This is a genomic window from Pantoea sp. SM3640 (assembly GCF_015654165.1).
Lineage (GTDB): Bacteria > Pseudomonadota > Gammaproteobacteria > Enterobacterales > Enterobacteriaceae > Pantoea > Pantoea vagans.
The window spans coordinates 1,501,419-1,517,340 of sequence record NZ_CP064872.1 but is presented as its reverse complement, the minus strand read 5'-3'; the positions used below and the strand labels follow the sequence as shown (position 1 = coordinate 1,517,340).

The following is a 15,922-nucleotide window of genomic DNA, read 5'->3' as shown; positions in this document are numbered from 1 at the left end:
TTCATCAGTTAGTCTGGCTGCTGGAATGAGTTTACCGGGAAAGTTAACTATGGCATTCAATTTCGACCAACGGATAGACCGTCGTCACAGCGATAGCCTTAAATGGAACAAATATGCGGACCAGGACATTCTGCCGTTGTGGGTGGCAGATACGGATTTCCGATCGCCTGACTGCGTCATCGAGGCAATTAAGACCCGCGCCGCGCATGGGATTTTTGGTTATGGCGATACGCCGGTTGAGTTTATTGACAGTGCGATAGCGTGGCTCGCCTCACGCTATCAGTGGCACGTTAATCCGGAGTGGATTGTAGTTTTGCCTGGCGTGGTTTGCGGACTGAATCTCGCCGTGCGTGCGTTTACCGCACCGGACGAGCTGACGATTGCCCCCACGCCAATCTATCCGCCGTTTCGCGGTTCGGCAAAACTGGCAGAACGGGGTCAGCTCAGTCTGCCGCTGACGCTGCAGCAGGGGCGCTGGGTAGTGGATATGGATGCAGCCGAAGATCAGCTCACCGGCAAAGAGCGACTGTTAATGCTGTGCAATCCGCAGAATCCGGGCGGCACCGTTTATCGCCGCGACGAACTGCAGGCACAGCTGGAATTTGCGCAGAAGCACGATCTGATCGTCTGTTCCGACGAGATCCACAGCGATCTGCTGCTGGAACCGGGCGCTGAACACATTCCGTTTGCGTCGCTGAGTGAAGATGCCGCCCAGCGCAGCGTCACGCTGATGTCACCCTCCAAGAGCTTTAATATTGCCGGTCTGGGTGCCTCCATCGCCGTGATCCCCAATGCCGAACTGCGTTCGCGCTTTAACCGGATGCGACGCGGGATTGTGCCGGATGTGGATATTCTGGCGCTCACTGCGGCAGCAGTGGCATGGCGCGAAGGTGAACCCTGGCTGCAGGCGCAGAATACCTACCTGCGCAGTAACCGTGACTGGCTGGTATCACAGGTCAATAAAATGACCGGCCTGTCCGTCGCCGTGCCGGAAGCGACCTACCTGGCCTGGATCGACGCCAGTGCGCTGGGTGTGGCCAGCCCTGCACTCTATTTTGAGAAGCACGGACTGGGTTTATCGGCCGGTCGTGAGTTTGGCAATGACCAGTTTGTCCGGCTCAATTTCGGCTGCACTCGTGCGCTGCTGGATGAGGCCGTTGCGCGCCTGAAGCGCGCAGTAGCCGCCCGTATCTAGTTCTGCTCGCTGGCGACAATCTCTTCCAGTCGCCATGGATGAAACTTGATTGTCGTCTGCCCGTCCGTTACCGCCAGGGTCGGATTGGGCAGACGCTCATTCTCGCCCTTTGGTGAGCTGGTTTTAAATGAAATACCCGGCTGCGTCAGCGCGTCATCGGAGAGCAATGCCATCGCGCGCATGCCCAGCGTCTGATGATCGCCGCGCAACACCACCTCAATATGCTCCCAGCCTTCATGGCGGTAACGCTTTTCACCCGGCCATGGCAGCTCAACCACATCAACCTGCCTGCCCGCTACCAGCAACGGATCATGTAGTTTAAACAGGCAAATCTGTCGTCCATTGATCATCGCTGCCGAAAACTCAGTACCAATCTGCTGCAGGCCTTGCTGCCAGCGCATCGCCGTTGTGTCCTGATGACAACGCACCGCAATATGGTCCACATCCAGATCGTTAAGGCGCAAACCCAGTCTCTGCGCAAAAATTTGCAACGATTCTTCAAAACGTCCCAAATCTGTCTTTAAATCATCCAATTCTGACGGAAAAGATCGCTCAGCCACCGGGATTCCTCTCTATTTGTTTAGCATTTGTAATTAGTCGGGTTTATTGTGCGCCGCGTGTCCGGCGTCACAAAATGGTAAGATTCATCTTATTTGGACCGGAATTTACCGCAAAACCGTATAATAACATCTTTCATTTCGGATTTATCTCCTGTTTAGGACCATGAGTTCCTTGATGAAAGTACTCTAATTTATTGATTTAAATCAACTTCTTTAATACAATAAGATAACTCTTATTTGAAGTACAAACAATTGCAGCCTCCCCCGCCTTCCTATAAATTTGACCTAACACAACCAAAAGGAATGGCTCTATGTCTATGCTCATCGTTGTCGCTGTCCTGATCGCACTGATGGGGTTTGCAATTTCCCGCCATTGGAAGGTGCGCGAAGATAAAAGCGTAAAGAACCCACGCCGTCATCTGCGACGTCGTTAACGCCTCCGGGAAACATCTTCTTCAGCTCTGTTTCCCCGCTTCATCCAACTGCTGACGCCCACCCACATTTCACGTATACTTTTCCCCTCATTTTTTTCCGTTTTGTCTGCCCCATCCGTTTCTGCCAATTCGTTACGCGATGCGCACAGGCAAGATGATGACAGCCCGGCTTTTTGGTGCGGGCGTTGTTCAGCACATGAAGGTAACTCGGTGAATATTCAGGCACTTCTTTCCGCAAAAGTCAGTCAGGCAATGGTTTTAGCCGGCGCACCCACCGATTGCGAACCGCAGGTTCGCCAGTCTGCCCGGGTTCAGTTTGGAGACTATCAGGCCAACGGCATTATGGCCGTGGCGAAAAAGCTGGGACAGGCACCGCGACAATTAGCGGAAGCGGTGATTCAGCACCTCGACCTGACCGGCATCGCCAGCAAAGTTGAAATTGCCGGACCGGGTTTCATCAACATCTTCCTCGACCACAACTGGCTGGCAAAGCATGCCCGCGAAGCACTGAGTCTGCCGCGTCTTGGTGTGCAACTGGCCGAACCCCAGACCATTGTGGTCGACTACTCTGCGCCCAACGTTGCGAAAGAGATGCACGTAGGTCACATCCGCTCCACCATCATTGGTGATGCGGCGGTGCGAACGCTGGAGTTTCTGGGCCACAAGGTGATCCGGGCGAACCACGTTGGCGACTGGGGTACGCAGTTCGGCATGCTGATTGCGTTTCTGGAAAAACAGCAGAATGAAAATCACGCTGAGATGGCGCTGGCCGATCTCGAAGGCTTCTACCGTGAAGCCAAGCGCACCTACGATGAAGATCCTGAGTTTGCCGAGCGCGCGCGCGGTTACGTGGTGAAATTACAGGGCGGCGATGAGTACTGCCGCCAGATGTGGAAGAAGCTGGTCGACATCACCATGAGTCAGAACCAGAAAATCTATGACCGCATGAACGTTACGCTGACGCGCAATGACGTGATGGGTGAAAGCCTTTATAACGATATGCTGCCTGGCATTGTTGCCGATCTGAAACAGAAAGGTCTGGCTGTTGAAAGTGAAGGCGCAACCGTGGTGTTCCTGGATGAATTCCAGAACAAAGAAGGTGAGCCGATGGGCGTCATCATCCAGAAAAAGGATGGCGGTTACCTCTACACCACGACTGACATTGCCTGTGCGAAATACCGTTACGAAACGCTGAAAGCCGATCGTGTGCTCTATTACATCGACTCCCGTCAGCATCAGCATCTGGTTCAGGCGTGGACTATCGTGCGTAAGGCGGGTTATGTGCCGGAATCGGTACCGCTGGAGCACCATGCGTTTGGCATGATGCTGGGCAAAGATGGCCGTCCGTTTAAAACCCGCAGCGGCGGCACTATCAAGCTCTCCGATCTGCTGGACGAAGCCTGGCAGCGTGCCTACACGCTGGTGCGTGAGAAGAACCCGGAAATGAGCGAAGCGGAAGTCAAAGCGCTGGCGGAAGTGATGGGCATCAGCGCGGTAAAATACGCTGACCTGTCAAAAAGCCGCACCACCGACTACATCTTCGACTGGGACAACATGCTGGCGTTTGAAGGCAACACGGCGCCTTACATGCAGTACGCCTACACCCGCGTGCTCTCCGTATTCCGCAAGGCCGGCATTGATGCCGATTCGCTGGATGCAGAGATCGTGATTAGCGAAGAGCGCGAAGCACAGCTGGCAACCCGTCTGCTGCAGTTCGAAGAGGTTATCACGCAGGTGGCGCGCGACGGTACGCCACACGTGATGTGTGCTTATCTCTACGATCTGGCCGGTCTGTTCTCTGGCTTCTACGAGCACTGCCCGATTCTCAGCGCAGAATCAGACGCGACGCGTCTGAGCCGACTGCAGCTGGCCGCGCTGACCGCGAAGACGCTGAAGCAGGGTCTGGATACGCTGGGTATCGACACCGTCGAGCGCATGTAATCGCCGGAACGGAGAGGGAATTCCCTCTCCGTTGCTGACTTCACACGTTTCCCCTACACTCCCTCACTCTTTCAGCAGCAGGATGTCGCCATGTCTTTAACCGCGCATCTCATCAGCAGCCACCTTCCCACCATTAAACAGTTACAGTGCTTTCTGGCGGTCGCGCACGAGCTTAATTTTCGCCGGGCCGCAGAACGCCTTAGCATGACGCAGCCTCCGCTCACCCGTCATATTCAGAGTCTGGAAGATCTGCTGGGCCAGCCGCTGTTCAGCCGTACGACGCATGAGGTCACCCTGACAGAGTCTGGCCGGGCGCTGGTCACGAAAGCGGAAGCGATCCTTATGGCACTGAATGCGCTGAAAGAGGATGCGCAGCCTGTCGCAGCACAGCTGCGGATCGGGCTGACCCGCACGCTGAATTTCGAACTCATCGCGCCGCTTAATAAGCAGCTCGCCGGGTTTTATGCCAGCGACGAGATGGAGATGCCCAGCCTCACTTCGGCTCAGCTGCTGCAGAGCCTGGCGAAAAATAGCCTGGATTTGATCATGACCGGGGAAAAAGGTCCGGAAGCGGAAGATGCCGTCCGGTACGCCTGGGTATACCGTGAGCCACTGTGGGTTGCGATGCCGTCAGCACATCCCGCCAGCCTGTCTGAAAACGTTGCGCTGGAGGCGCTGGCTGACCTTCCACTTTTCTGGTTTCCGCGCAGCGCCAATCCGCAGTTTTACGATAAATGCGAGCGCTACTTCGCCACGCTCAGCATCGCGCTGAAACGGGTGCGAGAGCCTGAAGATTCCCTGCTGATGCTGGCGCACATCGCCAGAGGCAAAGGGTTTGCGCTGATGCCGCAGTCAAAATGCACCTTCAAGCAGACAGGTCTCTGTTACCGGCCACTGACTGAAGATGCAGCTAAACAGCTGGCAATTGACGTTTATGCGGCGATTCGCGCCGATGAAACCAGTGCGGCAGTAGTGAATGCGCTGATCGCACTCTCGCAGCCTGCTGAACCCGAAACCCCCGCCCATCCGTGCGGCTAAGGCGCTGTGCTATCCGTACCCATATTGCCTGAAGCTCGCTGATACCTTTTCTGCATGACAGAAGGAGCAATTCCGTGCTTTGGCGTGCGGTGAAACAATCGCGTCTCACTTACGAGGAGAGACAATGAAAAAGCGAACGTTAACTCAGGGTCTGGAGGTCAGCGCTATCGGTTATGGTGCAATGGGGCTCAGCGAATTTTATGGTCAGACCGATGACCGTCATTCCCTGCAACTGCTCAGCCAGCTGCGCGACCTGGATATCACCTTTATCGATACCGCCGACCTTTACGGGCGCGGCCACAACGAGCAGTTGATAGGCCAGTTTCTTGCCGGGCTGAGCAAAGCCGAACGGCTGAAATTTACCGTCGCCACCAAATGTGGCATTGAGCGTCCGGCGGACGAGGCCTATGCCCGCACCATCAATAATCAGCCCGACTACATCACCCGCAGCTGCCATGCCTCCCTGGAACGGCTGGGCGTTGAGCGTATCGATCTCTTTTATCTGCATCGCATCAGTCCGGCGACACCGATTGAGGAGAGTATGCAGTGTCTCAGCCGTCTGGTGCAGGAGGGGAAGATCGCCCGGATTGGGCTGTGTGAAGCCTCTGCTACAACGCTGAGTCGGGCGCACGCGATCCATCCGCTGGCCGCGCTGCAGACAGAATATTCACTCTGGACGCGTGACAGTGAAGCTGAGATTCTGCCGATGGTGAAAAAGCTTGGCATCGGACTGGTGCCCTACTCACCGCTGGGCAGAGGTTTTCTGACGGGTAAATATCGCAACAACAGTGATTTTGCCGAAGACGATTTCCGCAAAAATAATGACCGTTTCCAGCAGGACAATATCGACCACAATCTGCAACTTCTTAACGCGGTAACGCCGCTGGCGGAAAAATATCACGCCACCACCGGGCAGATTGCGCTGGCGTGGTTGCTGGCCCAGTATGAGAAAATTGTGCCGATACCGGGCACTAAACAGATTGCTTATCTCACTGAGAATGCGCAGGCCGCGGATATCAGGCTGGAAGAGGACGACGTGCGGTTGCTGAATACGATTCATCAGCAGATTGAGGTCAAAGGCGGCCGCTACTCTGAGGAGGGAATGAAAGGAGTTAACGCCTGAAGACATATTAGGCACTTGCGCACTGTGCTGCGGTGCGTTAATCTCTTTTCAGCGTGATACAGGGAGGTAATCAGGTGGCGACGTTAAGAAACATCGAAAGCTTCAGGGATGACTGGCTTGAGAATTATTTTTTATATGGCAAATATTCTAAAAGAATACCCTCAACCCTCTCATCCTCATTGGCGCGAAAGCTCGACATCATCAATGCAGCGATTAGTTTTAAAGATCTGAGGTCGCCGCCTGGCAACCGTTATGAGGAGCTGAACCCGCCTCTTGAGGGATACGCTTCGATCAGGGTCAATGAGCAATATCGGCTGATCTTTAAGTGGATAGAAGGTAAGGCCGTTGACCTTTATCTGGACGCGCATAGCTATAAAACGCACAAGTGATGAGCTGCATAAAAAACGGTAATGCAGCATCATCAACCTCTGTCAGTAAATAAAGAGAGCAAGACTATGAACCAGGCGACCCGCAAACCGACCACTGTTGGCGATGTATTACTTTACGAATATCTGGAGCCAACCGGCCTGAAGATTCTCGACTTAGCGGAGATGCTCAAGGTGCACCGCAACACGGTCAGTGCCCTGGTGAACAACAATCGGAAGCTGACGCCGGATATGGCTTTCAGGCTGGCCGCCGCCTTTGACACCAGCGTTGAGTTCTGGCTTAACCTGCAAAACAGTGTCGATATCTGGGAAGTGATGCATGACGCCAGGGCTCAGGAGGAGATCAGCCGCGTAACGCCCTTAAAGGATTTTCTGGCGCAGAAAGAGAATCAGGTGGCGTGAAAGTTTTATCACGCATTGGGTCATGACAGAGCGTCGGACAGGTGCATCATCTGGCAGGCGTGCCAGGTCAACATCATTTCACAGCCAGCACCATCATGAAAAAGGGAGCCAGACGGTGTTCGTCTGGCTCCCTTTTCATTAACTCAGCAGCAAGACGCTTACTGGTAATTGACCATGACTTCGCTGCTCACCACCCGCAATCCGGGTGGCAGCGCCCCGCTGCCGGCAAAACCAAACACCATATGCAGGGTTTCACCGGCGTTGAGATGTGCCAGCCCGTGCGTGGTGCCGCTGGCACCCTCAAGCGTAGTGCAGCGCTGCTCGCCGCACAGCCGCACTTCCAGACCCGACGGCGCAGATCTGCTCAGCTCATAACGCCAGTTAATGATGCTGACCTCCCCGCCGACATCGGCGGGTGGCGTCAGCGGCTGCGCCCGTTGCCAGCTGCCGCGATTCGCCAGCAGCGGGCCGTTGGCCGTGGCGCTCCAGGCACCACCGGCTGCCTGAGCCAGCGTCGGCAGCATGAAAAGCACCATCAGCAGCCCGCGCATTATTTGCCTCCGATGGTGGCAGTCATACGGATCTGGCGATTGTCGCTCAGCTCCATATTCGAGAGCACCACCAGCTGAGGCAGATTGCGGCGCAGGAATCGCGCCAGCAGCGCACGCAGCGGATGATTGACCAGCAGCACCGGCGGTGCGCCCAGCATCTCCTGACGCTGCAATGCCGCCTGTGCCTGACTTAACAGCCTATCGGCCAGACCCGGCTCCAGGCCACCGCCGCCCTGCAGTGCCTGTAACAGCAGACGCTCAAGCGTAGAATCCAGTCCGATAACCTGCACCTCATCATTGCCCGGGAACCACTGCTGCGTAATCGCACGGCCCAGCGCCACACGCACCACGCTGGTCAGCTCCTGCGGATCGCTCTGAACCGGCGCATGCTCCGCCAGCGTTTCAATAATGGTGCGCATATCGCGAATCGAGACCCGCTCCACCAGCAGATTCTGCAGCACCTTGTGCAGCGTGGTCAGTGAGATCACCCCCGGCACCAGATCTTCGGTCAGCTTCGGCATCTCCTGCGTCACGCGATCCAGCAGCTGCTGCGCTTCCTGACGGCCAAACAGCTCGCTGGCGAACTGGCCAATCAGATGGTTGAGGTGCGTTGCCACCACAGTACTGGCTTCTACCACGGTAAAGCCCTGAATCTGCGCCTGCTCTTTCAGCGCACTGTCGATCCAGACTGCCGCCAGGCCAAAGGCTGGATCGACAGTCGCTTCCCCCGGCAGACTGCCGGCAGCCGTGCCCGGGTTAATCGCCATCCAGCGGCCAGGATAGGCATCCCCACTGCCAATCTCCACCCCTTTCATCAGGATGCGATAGCGGGCAGGTGGCAACTCCATGTTGTCACGGATATGCACCACCGGCGGCAGGAAACCGACATCCTGCGCAACTTTCTTACGAATACTGCGGATACGGCCCAGCAGCTCGCCGTTTTGCTGATGATCGACCATCGGAATCAGGCGATAGCCCACTTCCATGCCCAGCGTATCTTCCAGCTGTACATCGGTCCAGGAGGCTTCGGTGGTGGCTGGCGTGTCCGCCGCCGCTTTGTTGCTGATGCTGCCAGCAACGTCCACTTTCTTCTTCGGCTGCGTTTCGCGTCCGCGCAGCCACCAGGCCAGACCCAGCAAGGCGGCGGTGAACAGCAGGAAGACGAAGTTAGGCATGCCAGGCACCAGACCCAGCAGGCCAATCACCCCGGCGCTGAGCATCAGCACGCGGGGATCCTTAAACAGCTGGGTAACCATCTGCTCGCCGACATCCTGATCGGTGGCGACGCGCGTCACGATAACACCGGCTGCAGTAGAGATAACCAGCGCCGGGATCTGGGCAACCAGACCATCACCGATGGTCAGCAGCGTATAGGTCTCTGCGGCGTGCCCGACATCCATACCGTGCTGCACCACACCCACCAGCAGGCCGCCGATGACGTTGATCACCATGATCATGATACCGGCGACGGCATCACCACGAACGAACTTACTGGCACCGTCCATCGAACCGTAGAAGTCCGCTTCCTGGGTCACTTCAGCACGGCGGCGTTTAGCTTCATCTTCACCGATCAGACCGGCGTTGAGGTCGGCATCGATCGCCATCTGCTTACCGGGCATCCCGTCCAGTACAAAGCGCGCGCCCACTTCGGCGATACGACCTGCACCCTTGGTGATAACCATGAAGTTGATGATGACCAGGATGATAAACACCACGATACCGATGGCGAAGTTACCGCCCACCAGGAAGTGACCGAAGGCTTCAACGACCTGTCCTGCCGCGGCGGCACCGGTGTGCCCATCCATCAGGATGATACGGGTTGAAGCCACGTTCAGTGCCAGACGCAGCAAAGTAGAGAACAGCAGAATGGTCGGGAACGCCGCAAACTCCAGGGTCCGCTGGGTGAACATCGACACCAGCAGGATCATGATCGACAGCGCAATGTTAAAGGTGAACAGCAGATCAAGGATGAACGGCGGTAATGGCAGAACCATCATCGACAGGATCATCAGGATCAGCACCGGACCAGCCAGCACCTGCCACTGCATATCTTTAAAGTTGCCCGGTAAACGTAGTTTTGCGGCCAGGTTATTAGCCATCGTTTTTGCTCTCTCCTGCAAAGTCCATCTCTGCCGGAACCGGCAGGTTTTTTGGTTTGGTTGGGATCAGGCCGCCTTCGCGCTTCCAGCGACGCGACTGCCAGACCCACGCCAGTACTTCGGCCACGGCAGCATAGAGCGCGCCGGGGATGTGCTGACCAATTTCGGTATGTCGGTATAGCGCACGCGCCAGCGGCGGTGCTTCCAGAACCGGGATGCGGTGTTCGGCAGCCAGTTCACGAATTCTCAGGGCGATCTCGCCCGCACCTTTGGCCACAACCTTCGGCGCGCTCATCTTCTTCTCGTTGTACTGCAATGCCACCGAGTAGTGCGTCGGGTTGGTGACGATGACATCGGCTTTTGGCACATCGGCCATCATTCTGCGTCGCGCGGCGGCGCGCATCTGCTGTCGGATACGCCCTTTAACGTGCGGGTCACCTTCCTGCTGCTTATGCTCGTCGCGGATCTCCTGCATCGACATCTTCAGCTTTTTGAAGTGGCTGTAGAGCTGCCAGAAGACGTCATATCCCACCATCGGGATCAGCCCGAGCATCACCAGTGAACAGCAGACCGCGATCATCTCCATGCCGTGAATCAGCGCGGTGACGGGCGCCTCACTGATCAGCCGCAGCATCTCCGGCCAGTGGCTCCAGATGTACCACCAGCCCACTGCGCCCACCAGAATGGTTTTGAGGATGCCTTTAAACAGTTCGGTCCAGGCCTGCGCGGCGAACATCCGTTTGAACCCCGCCATCGGGCTCATCTTCTTCAGGTCGAACTTGATCGATTTACCGCTGAAAACAAGTCCGCCCAGCAGCATGGGCGCGGCAATCGCCACCAGCACCAGACCGCCCATCAGCGGCAGCAGCGCCATCAGTGCCTGGGTGATCAGGCTACCGATGTGGCTGACGATAATTTTGTCATCCCTGACCATGCCGTGGTCAAAACGGAGTCCGGTGGCGACCATGGCCGCCAGCCGGTGCGCCATCATGTTGCCGCCCATCCACAGGATCATGATGCCGGCCAGCAGCATCAGCAGTGACGTCAGTTCGCGCGAACGCGGAATCTGGCCCTCTTCACGCGCTTTCTCAAGTCGGTGGGCCGTGGGCGATTCTGTTTTGTCTTCGTCGCTATCTTCAGCCACGACAAACCTCGGTTGGCAGGAATTCTGAGCATAGGATGCCAAATCTGGCTTAAGTTAAAGCGGAGATAAGATGGGGAAAACAGGCGTTCTTTCGGGGATGGGTCTGACAATGCGGAACGGGGCCACCCGAAGGTGACCCTGTTTTATGACGCCGGGAGCCGTTTTGTCCGCCCGCAGGCGGACGAAGCTTAGAACCCTAAGCTGTCCAGCAGGTCATCAACCTGATCCTGGTTCGCCACCACGCCCGGTGCATCGGCGTGGATCTGCGGTCCATTCAGCAGGCTGGTGCCTTCCTGACGCTTCTCAGCGCTGACTTCTGGCATGTTCTCCAGCAGCACCATTAACAGCTGGCGCTCAATTTCCTGGATCACATCCATCATGCGCTTGATCACCTGACCGGTCAGGTCCTGGAAATCCTGCGCCATCATGATTTCAAGCAGCTGCTTGTTGGTAAAGGCGGTGTGCTCAGGCACGGCGGTGAGGAATTCGCGCGTATCCGTCACCAACTCCCGCGCATCACCCAGTTCGATCGGGTTCTCAAACCACGCATCCCAACGCCCTTTCAGCTGGGTTGCCCCGGCTTCCATCTTATCCTGATGGGGTTGTGCTGCTTCAACACAGTTCAGCGCACGGTCGGCGGCCTGCGCCGTCATCTGCACCACATAATCAAGACGATCGCGGGCATCAGGAATGGCTTCAGCTGCATCGGCAATGGCTTTATCCAGCCCCAGCTCGCGCAGACTGTCGCGCAGCATGCGCGTCAGTGAGCCAATACGTGAAATGATGTCGTGTGCCGCGGCATCCTCAGTTGGTTTCGGAAAGTCGCTCATCACATCCCCTTACATGCCCAGTTTTTCGAAAATTTTACCCAGCTTCTCTTCCAGGGTTGCCGCAGTGAATGGCTTCACGACATATCCGCTGGCTCCCGCCTGGGCGGCGGCGATAATGTTCTCTTTCTTGGCTTCCGCGGTCACCATCAGCACCGGCAGCGAACTCATCGCCGCGTCGGCACGAATAGTCTGCAGCAGCTGCAGGCCATCCATGTTTGGCATGTTCCAGTCGGAAATCACAAAGTCGAAGCCACCCGCTTTCAGTTTGCCGAGGGCATCCACACCATCTTCCGCTTCTTCTACGTTATTGAAGCCCAGCTCTTTCAGCAGGTTACGCACAATACGACGCATCGTATTGAAGTCGTCTACTACCAAAAAGCGCATGTTTTTATCAGCCATATCTACTCCTGAGTTGTCTCGCCCGGCGGGACGGGCCTGTTAAATACGCAATGCCTGTCCGGCGCTAATTTTCGCCAGCATATGCTGGCTGATGTTGCTTAAATCCACGACTTCACTCACGCCGCCTGTGGCAATAGCCTCACGCGGCATGCCAAATACCACACAGCTGGCTTCGTTCTGGGCGATAGTCCAGGCACCTGCCCGATGCATTTCCAGCATCCCGGCGGCACCGTCGTTGCCCATGCCGGTAAGGATGACCCCCACCGCATTTCGTCCGGCGTTAATCGCCACCGATTTAAACAGCACATCCACAGAGGGTTTGTGCCGGTTAACCGGGGGTCCTTCATTCAGTTTCACCACATAGTTGGCACCACTTCGGGCCAGCTCCATGTGCATTGCGCCTGGCGCGATATAGGCGTGCCCTGGCAGAATACGCTCACCGTCTTCGGCCTCTTTCACCGTGATCTGACACAGCTTGTTCAGACGCTCGGCAAAAGAGCGGGTAAAGCCTGGCGGCATATGCTGGGTAATCAGCAACGCCGGGCTGGTCGCCGGTAACGGCTGCAGCACGTGGCGAATCGCCTCGGTGCCGCCGGTAGAGGAGCCAATCGCAATCAGCTTCTCACTACTCAGCAGTGGCCCCGCTTTTAGCGTCGCCGGCACCGGCATCGCAGCACGGTTGTGCAGTCGGGCCCGGGCCGCCGCGCGGATTTTGTCGCCAATCATCTGGCTGTAGGCCAGCATGCCTTCGCGGATGCCGAGCTGGGGTTTGGTGACGAAATCCACCGCCCCCAGTTCCAGCGCCCGCAGGGTGATTTCGGAGCCTTTTCCGGTCAGCGATGAAACCATCACCACCGGCATTGGCCGTAACCGCATCAGTTTTTCCAGGAAATCGAGGCCATCCATGCGCGGCATTTCCACATCCAGCGTCAGCACCTGCGGATTGAACTGCTTGATCAAATCGCGGGCGACCAGCGGATCGGGCGCCGTAGCGACCATCTCCATATCCGGATGGCTGTTGATGATCTCGGTCATCAACTGCCGCATCAGCGCAGAGTCATCTACGCACATCACGGTGATTTTGCTCATCATCTTTCCTTCGTCAGTCCATAGACGGTTTGTCCGCGCAGCCAGAACTCTTTACTGATCTGACTGAAGTTTTCTGAGTGCCCGGCGAACAGGATGCCACCCGGCTTCAGCAGCGGGACAAACCGACGCAGAATCTTCTCCTGCGTCTCTTTATCGAAATAGATCATCACATTGCGACAGAAAATAGCGTCGAACTGACCCGGCAGCGCCCAGTCGTTGGCCAGCAAGTTAAGCTGTGCATAGGTGACGAGGTTGGTCAGCTCGGGACGCGCCCGCACCATTCCGGCGTGCGGACCGGTGCCGCGCAGGAAGAAACGCTGCATTTGCGCCGGTGACAGCGTGCGCAGCTCCTCCTGGCGATAAACACCCGATACCGCTTTTTCCAGCACCTGCGTGTCGATATCGCTGGCATGGACCTGGAATTTACCTGGCCCGGTACCCAGCGTTTCGGCCAATGTCATGGCGATGGAATAAGGCTCCTCACCGGTTGACGCCGCGGTACTCCAGACGCTGAAGTTGCCCTGGCGCTTACGTGCATGCTCCGCCAGAATCGGGAAGTGATGCGCTTCGCGGAAGAACGCGGTCAGGTTGGTGGTCAGGGCGTTGATAAACGCCTGCCACTCGGCACTGTTCGGATCAGACTCCAGCAGCGCCAGGTAACGACCGAAATCATCGATATTCAGCGTGCGCAGGCGACGAACCAGACGGTTATAAACCATCTCACGCTTGTGATCGGCCAGTACGATACCGGCACGCTGATAGATCAGCTGGCTGATACGGCGAAAATGCGTATCGGAGAGCGGTAAACGCTGCACCATCTGCGACAGCAGCGTTGTCGTCTCATTTTGATCTAAAATCGTCGATTTTTTCATCTCTGCACCTGGCCCGAACTGAATACATTAACTGTCTGCTGCGATGCCCGGCGGCTCAATGGCGGCCGGGCCACGGGCGATTAAAAGGTTTCCCAGTTGTCGTCGCTGCGTACCGCAGACGAACGACCAACGGCTAACGGTGCATCTGACTGGAGCGTTTTTGTCGCCGTTGTCTTGTTAACGGCCTGCGCGACAAATTCTTTACCAATATTGAACACTGATACCGCTTGTTTTAAGTGACTTGCCTGATCTTCGAGCGCTGCAGCCGCTGCCGCTGACTCTTCAACCAGTGAGGCGTTCTGCTGCGTGACGCGATCCATCTCGGTGACCGCAAGGCCCACCTGGTCAATGCCACGGCTCTGTTCGTCTGACGCAGAGGCGATCTCGCCCATGATGTCGGTGACGCGTGTGACGGCGCTGACGATGTTGCTCATGGTGTCACCGGCGCTCTCTACCAGCACCGAGCCGGTATTAACGCGGCTTACGGAATCCTCAATAAGACCCTTGATCTCTTTGGCGGCCTGGGCGCTGCGCTGCGCAAGGCTGCGTACTTCACCCGCCACGACGGCAAAGCCGCGCCCCTGCTCACCGGCGCGAGCGGCTTCAACCGCCGCGTTCAGTGCCAGGATGTTGGTCTGGAAGGCAATGCCGTCAATCACGCTGGTAATATCGGCAATCTTCTTGGAGCTGCCCGCAATCTCTTTCATGGTGGTGACCACGCCATCCACCACTTTGCCGCCCTGCTGCGCGGTTTCCGAGGCGGTCAGCGCCAGCTTCGACGCCTGACGGGCGTTTTCGGCATTCTGCTTCACGGTCGCGGTGAGCTGCTCCATGCTGGCAGCGGTCTGCTCCAGCGAGGCGGCCTGCTGTTCGGTACGCGAGGAGAGATCGTTGTTACCGATGGAGATTTCGCTGGCACCGGTATAGATGGCATCTGAGCCGTCACGCACGGTGCGGACAGTGCGTGCCAGCTCCTGCTGCATATGCTGCAGTGACGTCAGTAACTCACCAATTTCGTTGCGCACGGTAACTTCAACCGGCTGGGTCAGATCGCCACGCGCGATGTGCTGGATATGCTCAATGCTCTGACGCAGAGGACGGATCAGCACTGAACGCATCACGTTCCACACCAGGATAATCATCAGCAACGTCACGGCCAGCGTGGCGATGACGATAGTGATGGAGCGGCTATAAGCCTGCTGGTTAGCTTCCACGCCCTGCTGTGACAGGGCTTTGTTGTTCTCCAGCCAGGCGCTGTAATCTTTCTGAAACTTGTCCTGGAAACTCTGCGTTGGCTGATCCACAAACCCTTTGAAGTTGCCGGTGGTGAAGAACACCATCAGCTCTGCCAGCGCATCGTGATAGGCCTTATAGTTCGCCTGCAATGCCACGACGTTTTCAGCCGTTTTACCCTGTTCTGACAGGTTATCGTTGAAAATCTGATAGTTGATTTCAGCCTGTTTCAGCTCCTCGCCCGCCAGTGCAACCAGCTCTTTTACGCTGGCGCCCGATCCCGACATCTGCGCATCCTGCAGAAAACGGATACCGGCGCGGTTAAGGGTGTTACGCGCCTGAACCAGCGAAACCCATGAGGTGCCCATCGCCTGTTGCAACGTATTCAGACGCTGGTTGTAGGCAAAATTCTCTTTATCTGAACTGACAGTTTTGAAAAACATTCCGCCGGAAAACAGCTGCAGCAGCGCAAACAGCGCCAGCACACACAGCAGGCCGGAAACAACGCGTACTCGACTAAACATAAACACCTCATTGGTTGGCGATTCGTGTTTATTTATCGGCGGCGTCGGGGGGAACTTTATGCGTGGCAACGGCTTTAAACCGCCGCCACGCTGAAAGGCAGA

General features: G+C 56.7%; 16 protein-coding genes. 7 read left to right on the top strand and 9 right to left on the bottom strand.

The window, feature by feature from the left end; all coding sequences use genetic code 11:
* Nucleotides 1-49 precede the first annotated feature (49 nt).
* Nucleotides 50-1,195, top strand: coding sequence for a MalY/PatB family protein (locus tag IV493_RS06880; RefSeq protein ID WP_195857967.1), 1,146 nt, complete (start codon nucleotides 50-52; stop codon nucleotides 1,193-1,195).
* Here IV493_RS06880 and IV493_RS06875 read toward each other — a convergent pair.
* Nucleotides 1,192-1,755 (bottom strand): VOC family protein, encoded by a 564-nt coding sequence (locus IV493_RS06875; protein WP_195857966.1) that lies wholly within the window; start codon nucleotides 1,753-1,755, stop codon nucleotides 1,192-1,194. The genes IV493_RS06880 and IV493_RS06875 overlap by 4 nt on opposite strands.
* A 311-nt stretch (nucleotides 1,756-2,066) precedes the next feature.
* Here IV493_RS06875 and IV493_RS18615 point away from each other — a divergent pair, with 311 nt between their 5' ends.
* The 6 genes from IV493_RS18615 (at nucleotide 2,067) to IV493_RS06850 (ending at nucleotide 7,079) form a co-directional block, all read left to right on the top strand.
* The gene (locus tag IV493_RS18615) at nucleotides 2,067-2,189 is read left to right on the top strand and encodes a hypothetical protein (protein ID WP_009089698.1); all 123 of its coding nucleotides are present in this window, start codon (nucleotides 2,067-2,069) and stop codon (nucleotides 2,187-2,189) included.
* A 210-nt stretch (nucleotides 2,190-2,399) separates the two neighbouring features.
* Nucleotides 2,400-4,130, top strand: coding sequence for an arginine--tRNA ligase (gene argS / locus IV493_RS06870; RefSeq protein ID WP_033732941.1), 1,731 nt, complete (start codon nucleotides 2,400-2,402; stop codon nucleotides 4,128-4,130).
* Nucleotides 4,131-4,220: 90 nt separating this feature from the next.
* Nucleotides 4,221-5,168 (top strand): LysR family transcriptional regulator, encoded by a 948-nt coding sequence (locus tag IV493_RS06865; protein ID WP_195857965.1) that lies wholly within the window; start codon nucleotides 4,221-4,223, stop codon nucleotides 5,166-5,168.
* A 124-nt stretch (nucleotides 5,169-5,292) separates the two neighbouring features.
* Nucleotides 5,293-6,291 carry an aldo/keto reductase gene (locus tag IV493_RS06860; protein WP_147789041.1) on the top strand — a complete coding sequence of 333 codons (999 nt, stop codon included), beginning with the start codon at nucleotides 5,293-5,295 and terminating at the stop codon, nucleotides 6,289-6,291.
* A gap of 74 nt (nucleotides 6,292-6,365) precedes the next feature.
* Nucleotides 6,366-6,680 (top strand): type II toxin-antitoxin system RelE/ParE family toxin, encoded by a 315-nt coding sequence (locus tag IV493_RS06855; protein WP_195857964.1) that lies wholly within the window; start codon nucleotides 6,366-6,368, stop codon nucleotides 6,678-6,680.
* Nucleotides 6,681-6,746: 66 nt separating this feature from the next.
* Nucleotides 6,747-7,079 (top strand): HigA family addiction module antitoxin, encoded by a 333-nt coding sequence (locus IV493_RS06850; protein WP_033783335.1) that lies wholly within the window; start codon nucleotides 6,747-6,749, stop codon nucleotides 7,077-7,079.
* 158 nt (nucleotides 7,080-7,237) lie between these two features.
* On the opposite strand, the gene IV493_RS06845 is transcribed toward IV493_RS06850, so the two are convergent.
* From IV493_RS06845 to IV493_RS06810, 8 genes are all read right to left on the bottom strand, one after another.
* The gene (locus tag IV493_RS06845; RefSeq protein WP_195857963.1) at nucleotides 7,238-7,630 is read right to left on the bottom strand and encodes a flagellar protein FlhE; all 393 of its coding nucleotides are present in this window, start codon (nucleotides 7,628-7,630) and stop codon (nucleotides 7,238-7,240) included.
* The gene (gene flhA / locus IV493_RS06840) at nucleotides 7,630-9,729 is read right to left on the bottom strand and encodes a flagellar biosynthesis protein FlhA (RefSeq protein WP_195857962.1); all 2,100 of its coding nucleotides are present in this window, start codon (nucleotides 9,727-9,729) and stop codon (nucleotides 7,630-7,632) included. The genes IV493_RS06845 and flhA overlap by 1 nt, the downstream gene beginning before the upstream one ends.
* Nucleotides 9,722-10,873 carry a flagellar biosynthesis protein FlhB gene (gene flhB / locus IV493_RS06835; RefSeq protein ID WP_013358223.1) on the bottom strand — a complete coding sequence of 384 codons (1,152 nt, stop codon included), beginning with the start codon at nucleotides 10,871-10,873 and terminating at the stop codon, nucleotides 9,722-9,724. Before flhB ends, flhA begins: the two co-directional genes overlap by 8 nt.
* Nucleotides 10,874-11,061: 188 nt before the next feature.
* Nucleotides 11,062-11,703, bottom strand: coding sequence for a protein phosphatase CheZ (gene cheZ, locus IV493_RS06830; RefSeq protein WP_013358224.1), 642 nt, complete (start codon nucleotides 11,701-11,703; stop codon nucleotides 11,062-11,064).
* A 9-nt stretch (nucleotides 11,704-11,712) separates the two neighbouring features.
* Nucleotides 11,713-12,102 (bottom strand): chemotaxis response regulator CheY, encoded by a 390-nt coding sequence (cheY, locus tag IV493_RS06825; RefSeq protein WP_010258559.1) that lies wholly within the window; start codon nucleotides 12,100-12,102, stop codon nucleotides 11,713-11,715.
* Nucleotides 12,103-12,141: 39 nt separating this feature from the next.
* Nucleotides 12,142-13,191, bottom strand: a complete 1,050-nt coding sequence (locus tag IV493_RS06820; protein WP_013358225.1) for a chemotaxis response regulator protein-glutamate methylesterase — start codon at nucleotides 13,189-13,191, stop codon at nucleotides 12,142-12,144.
* A complete protein-coding gene (cheR, locus tag IV493_RS06815; RefSeq protein WP_013358226.1) occupies nucleotides 13,191-14,063 on the bottom strand; it encodes a protein-glutamate O-methyltransferase CheR in 873 nt (290 codons plus the stop codon). Before cheR ends, IV493_RS06820 begins: the two co-directional genes overlap by 1 nt.
* A gap of 80 nt (nucleotides 14,064-14,143) precedes the next feature.
* A complete protein-coding gene (locus IV493_RS06810; RefSeq protein ID WP_195857961.1) occupies nucleotides 14,144-15,820 on the bottom strand; it encodes a methyl-accepting chemotaxis protein in 1,677 nt (558 codons plus the stop codon).
* Between the last annotated feature and the right edge of the window lie 102 nt (nucleotides 15,821-15,922).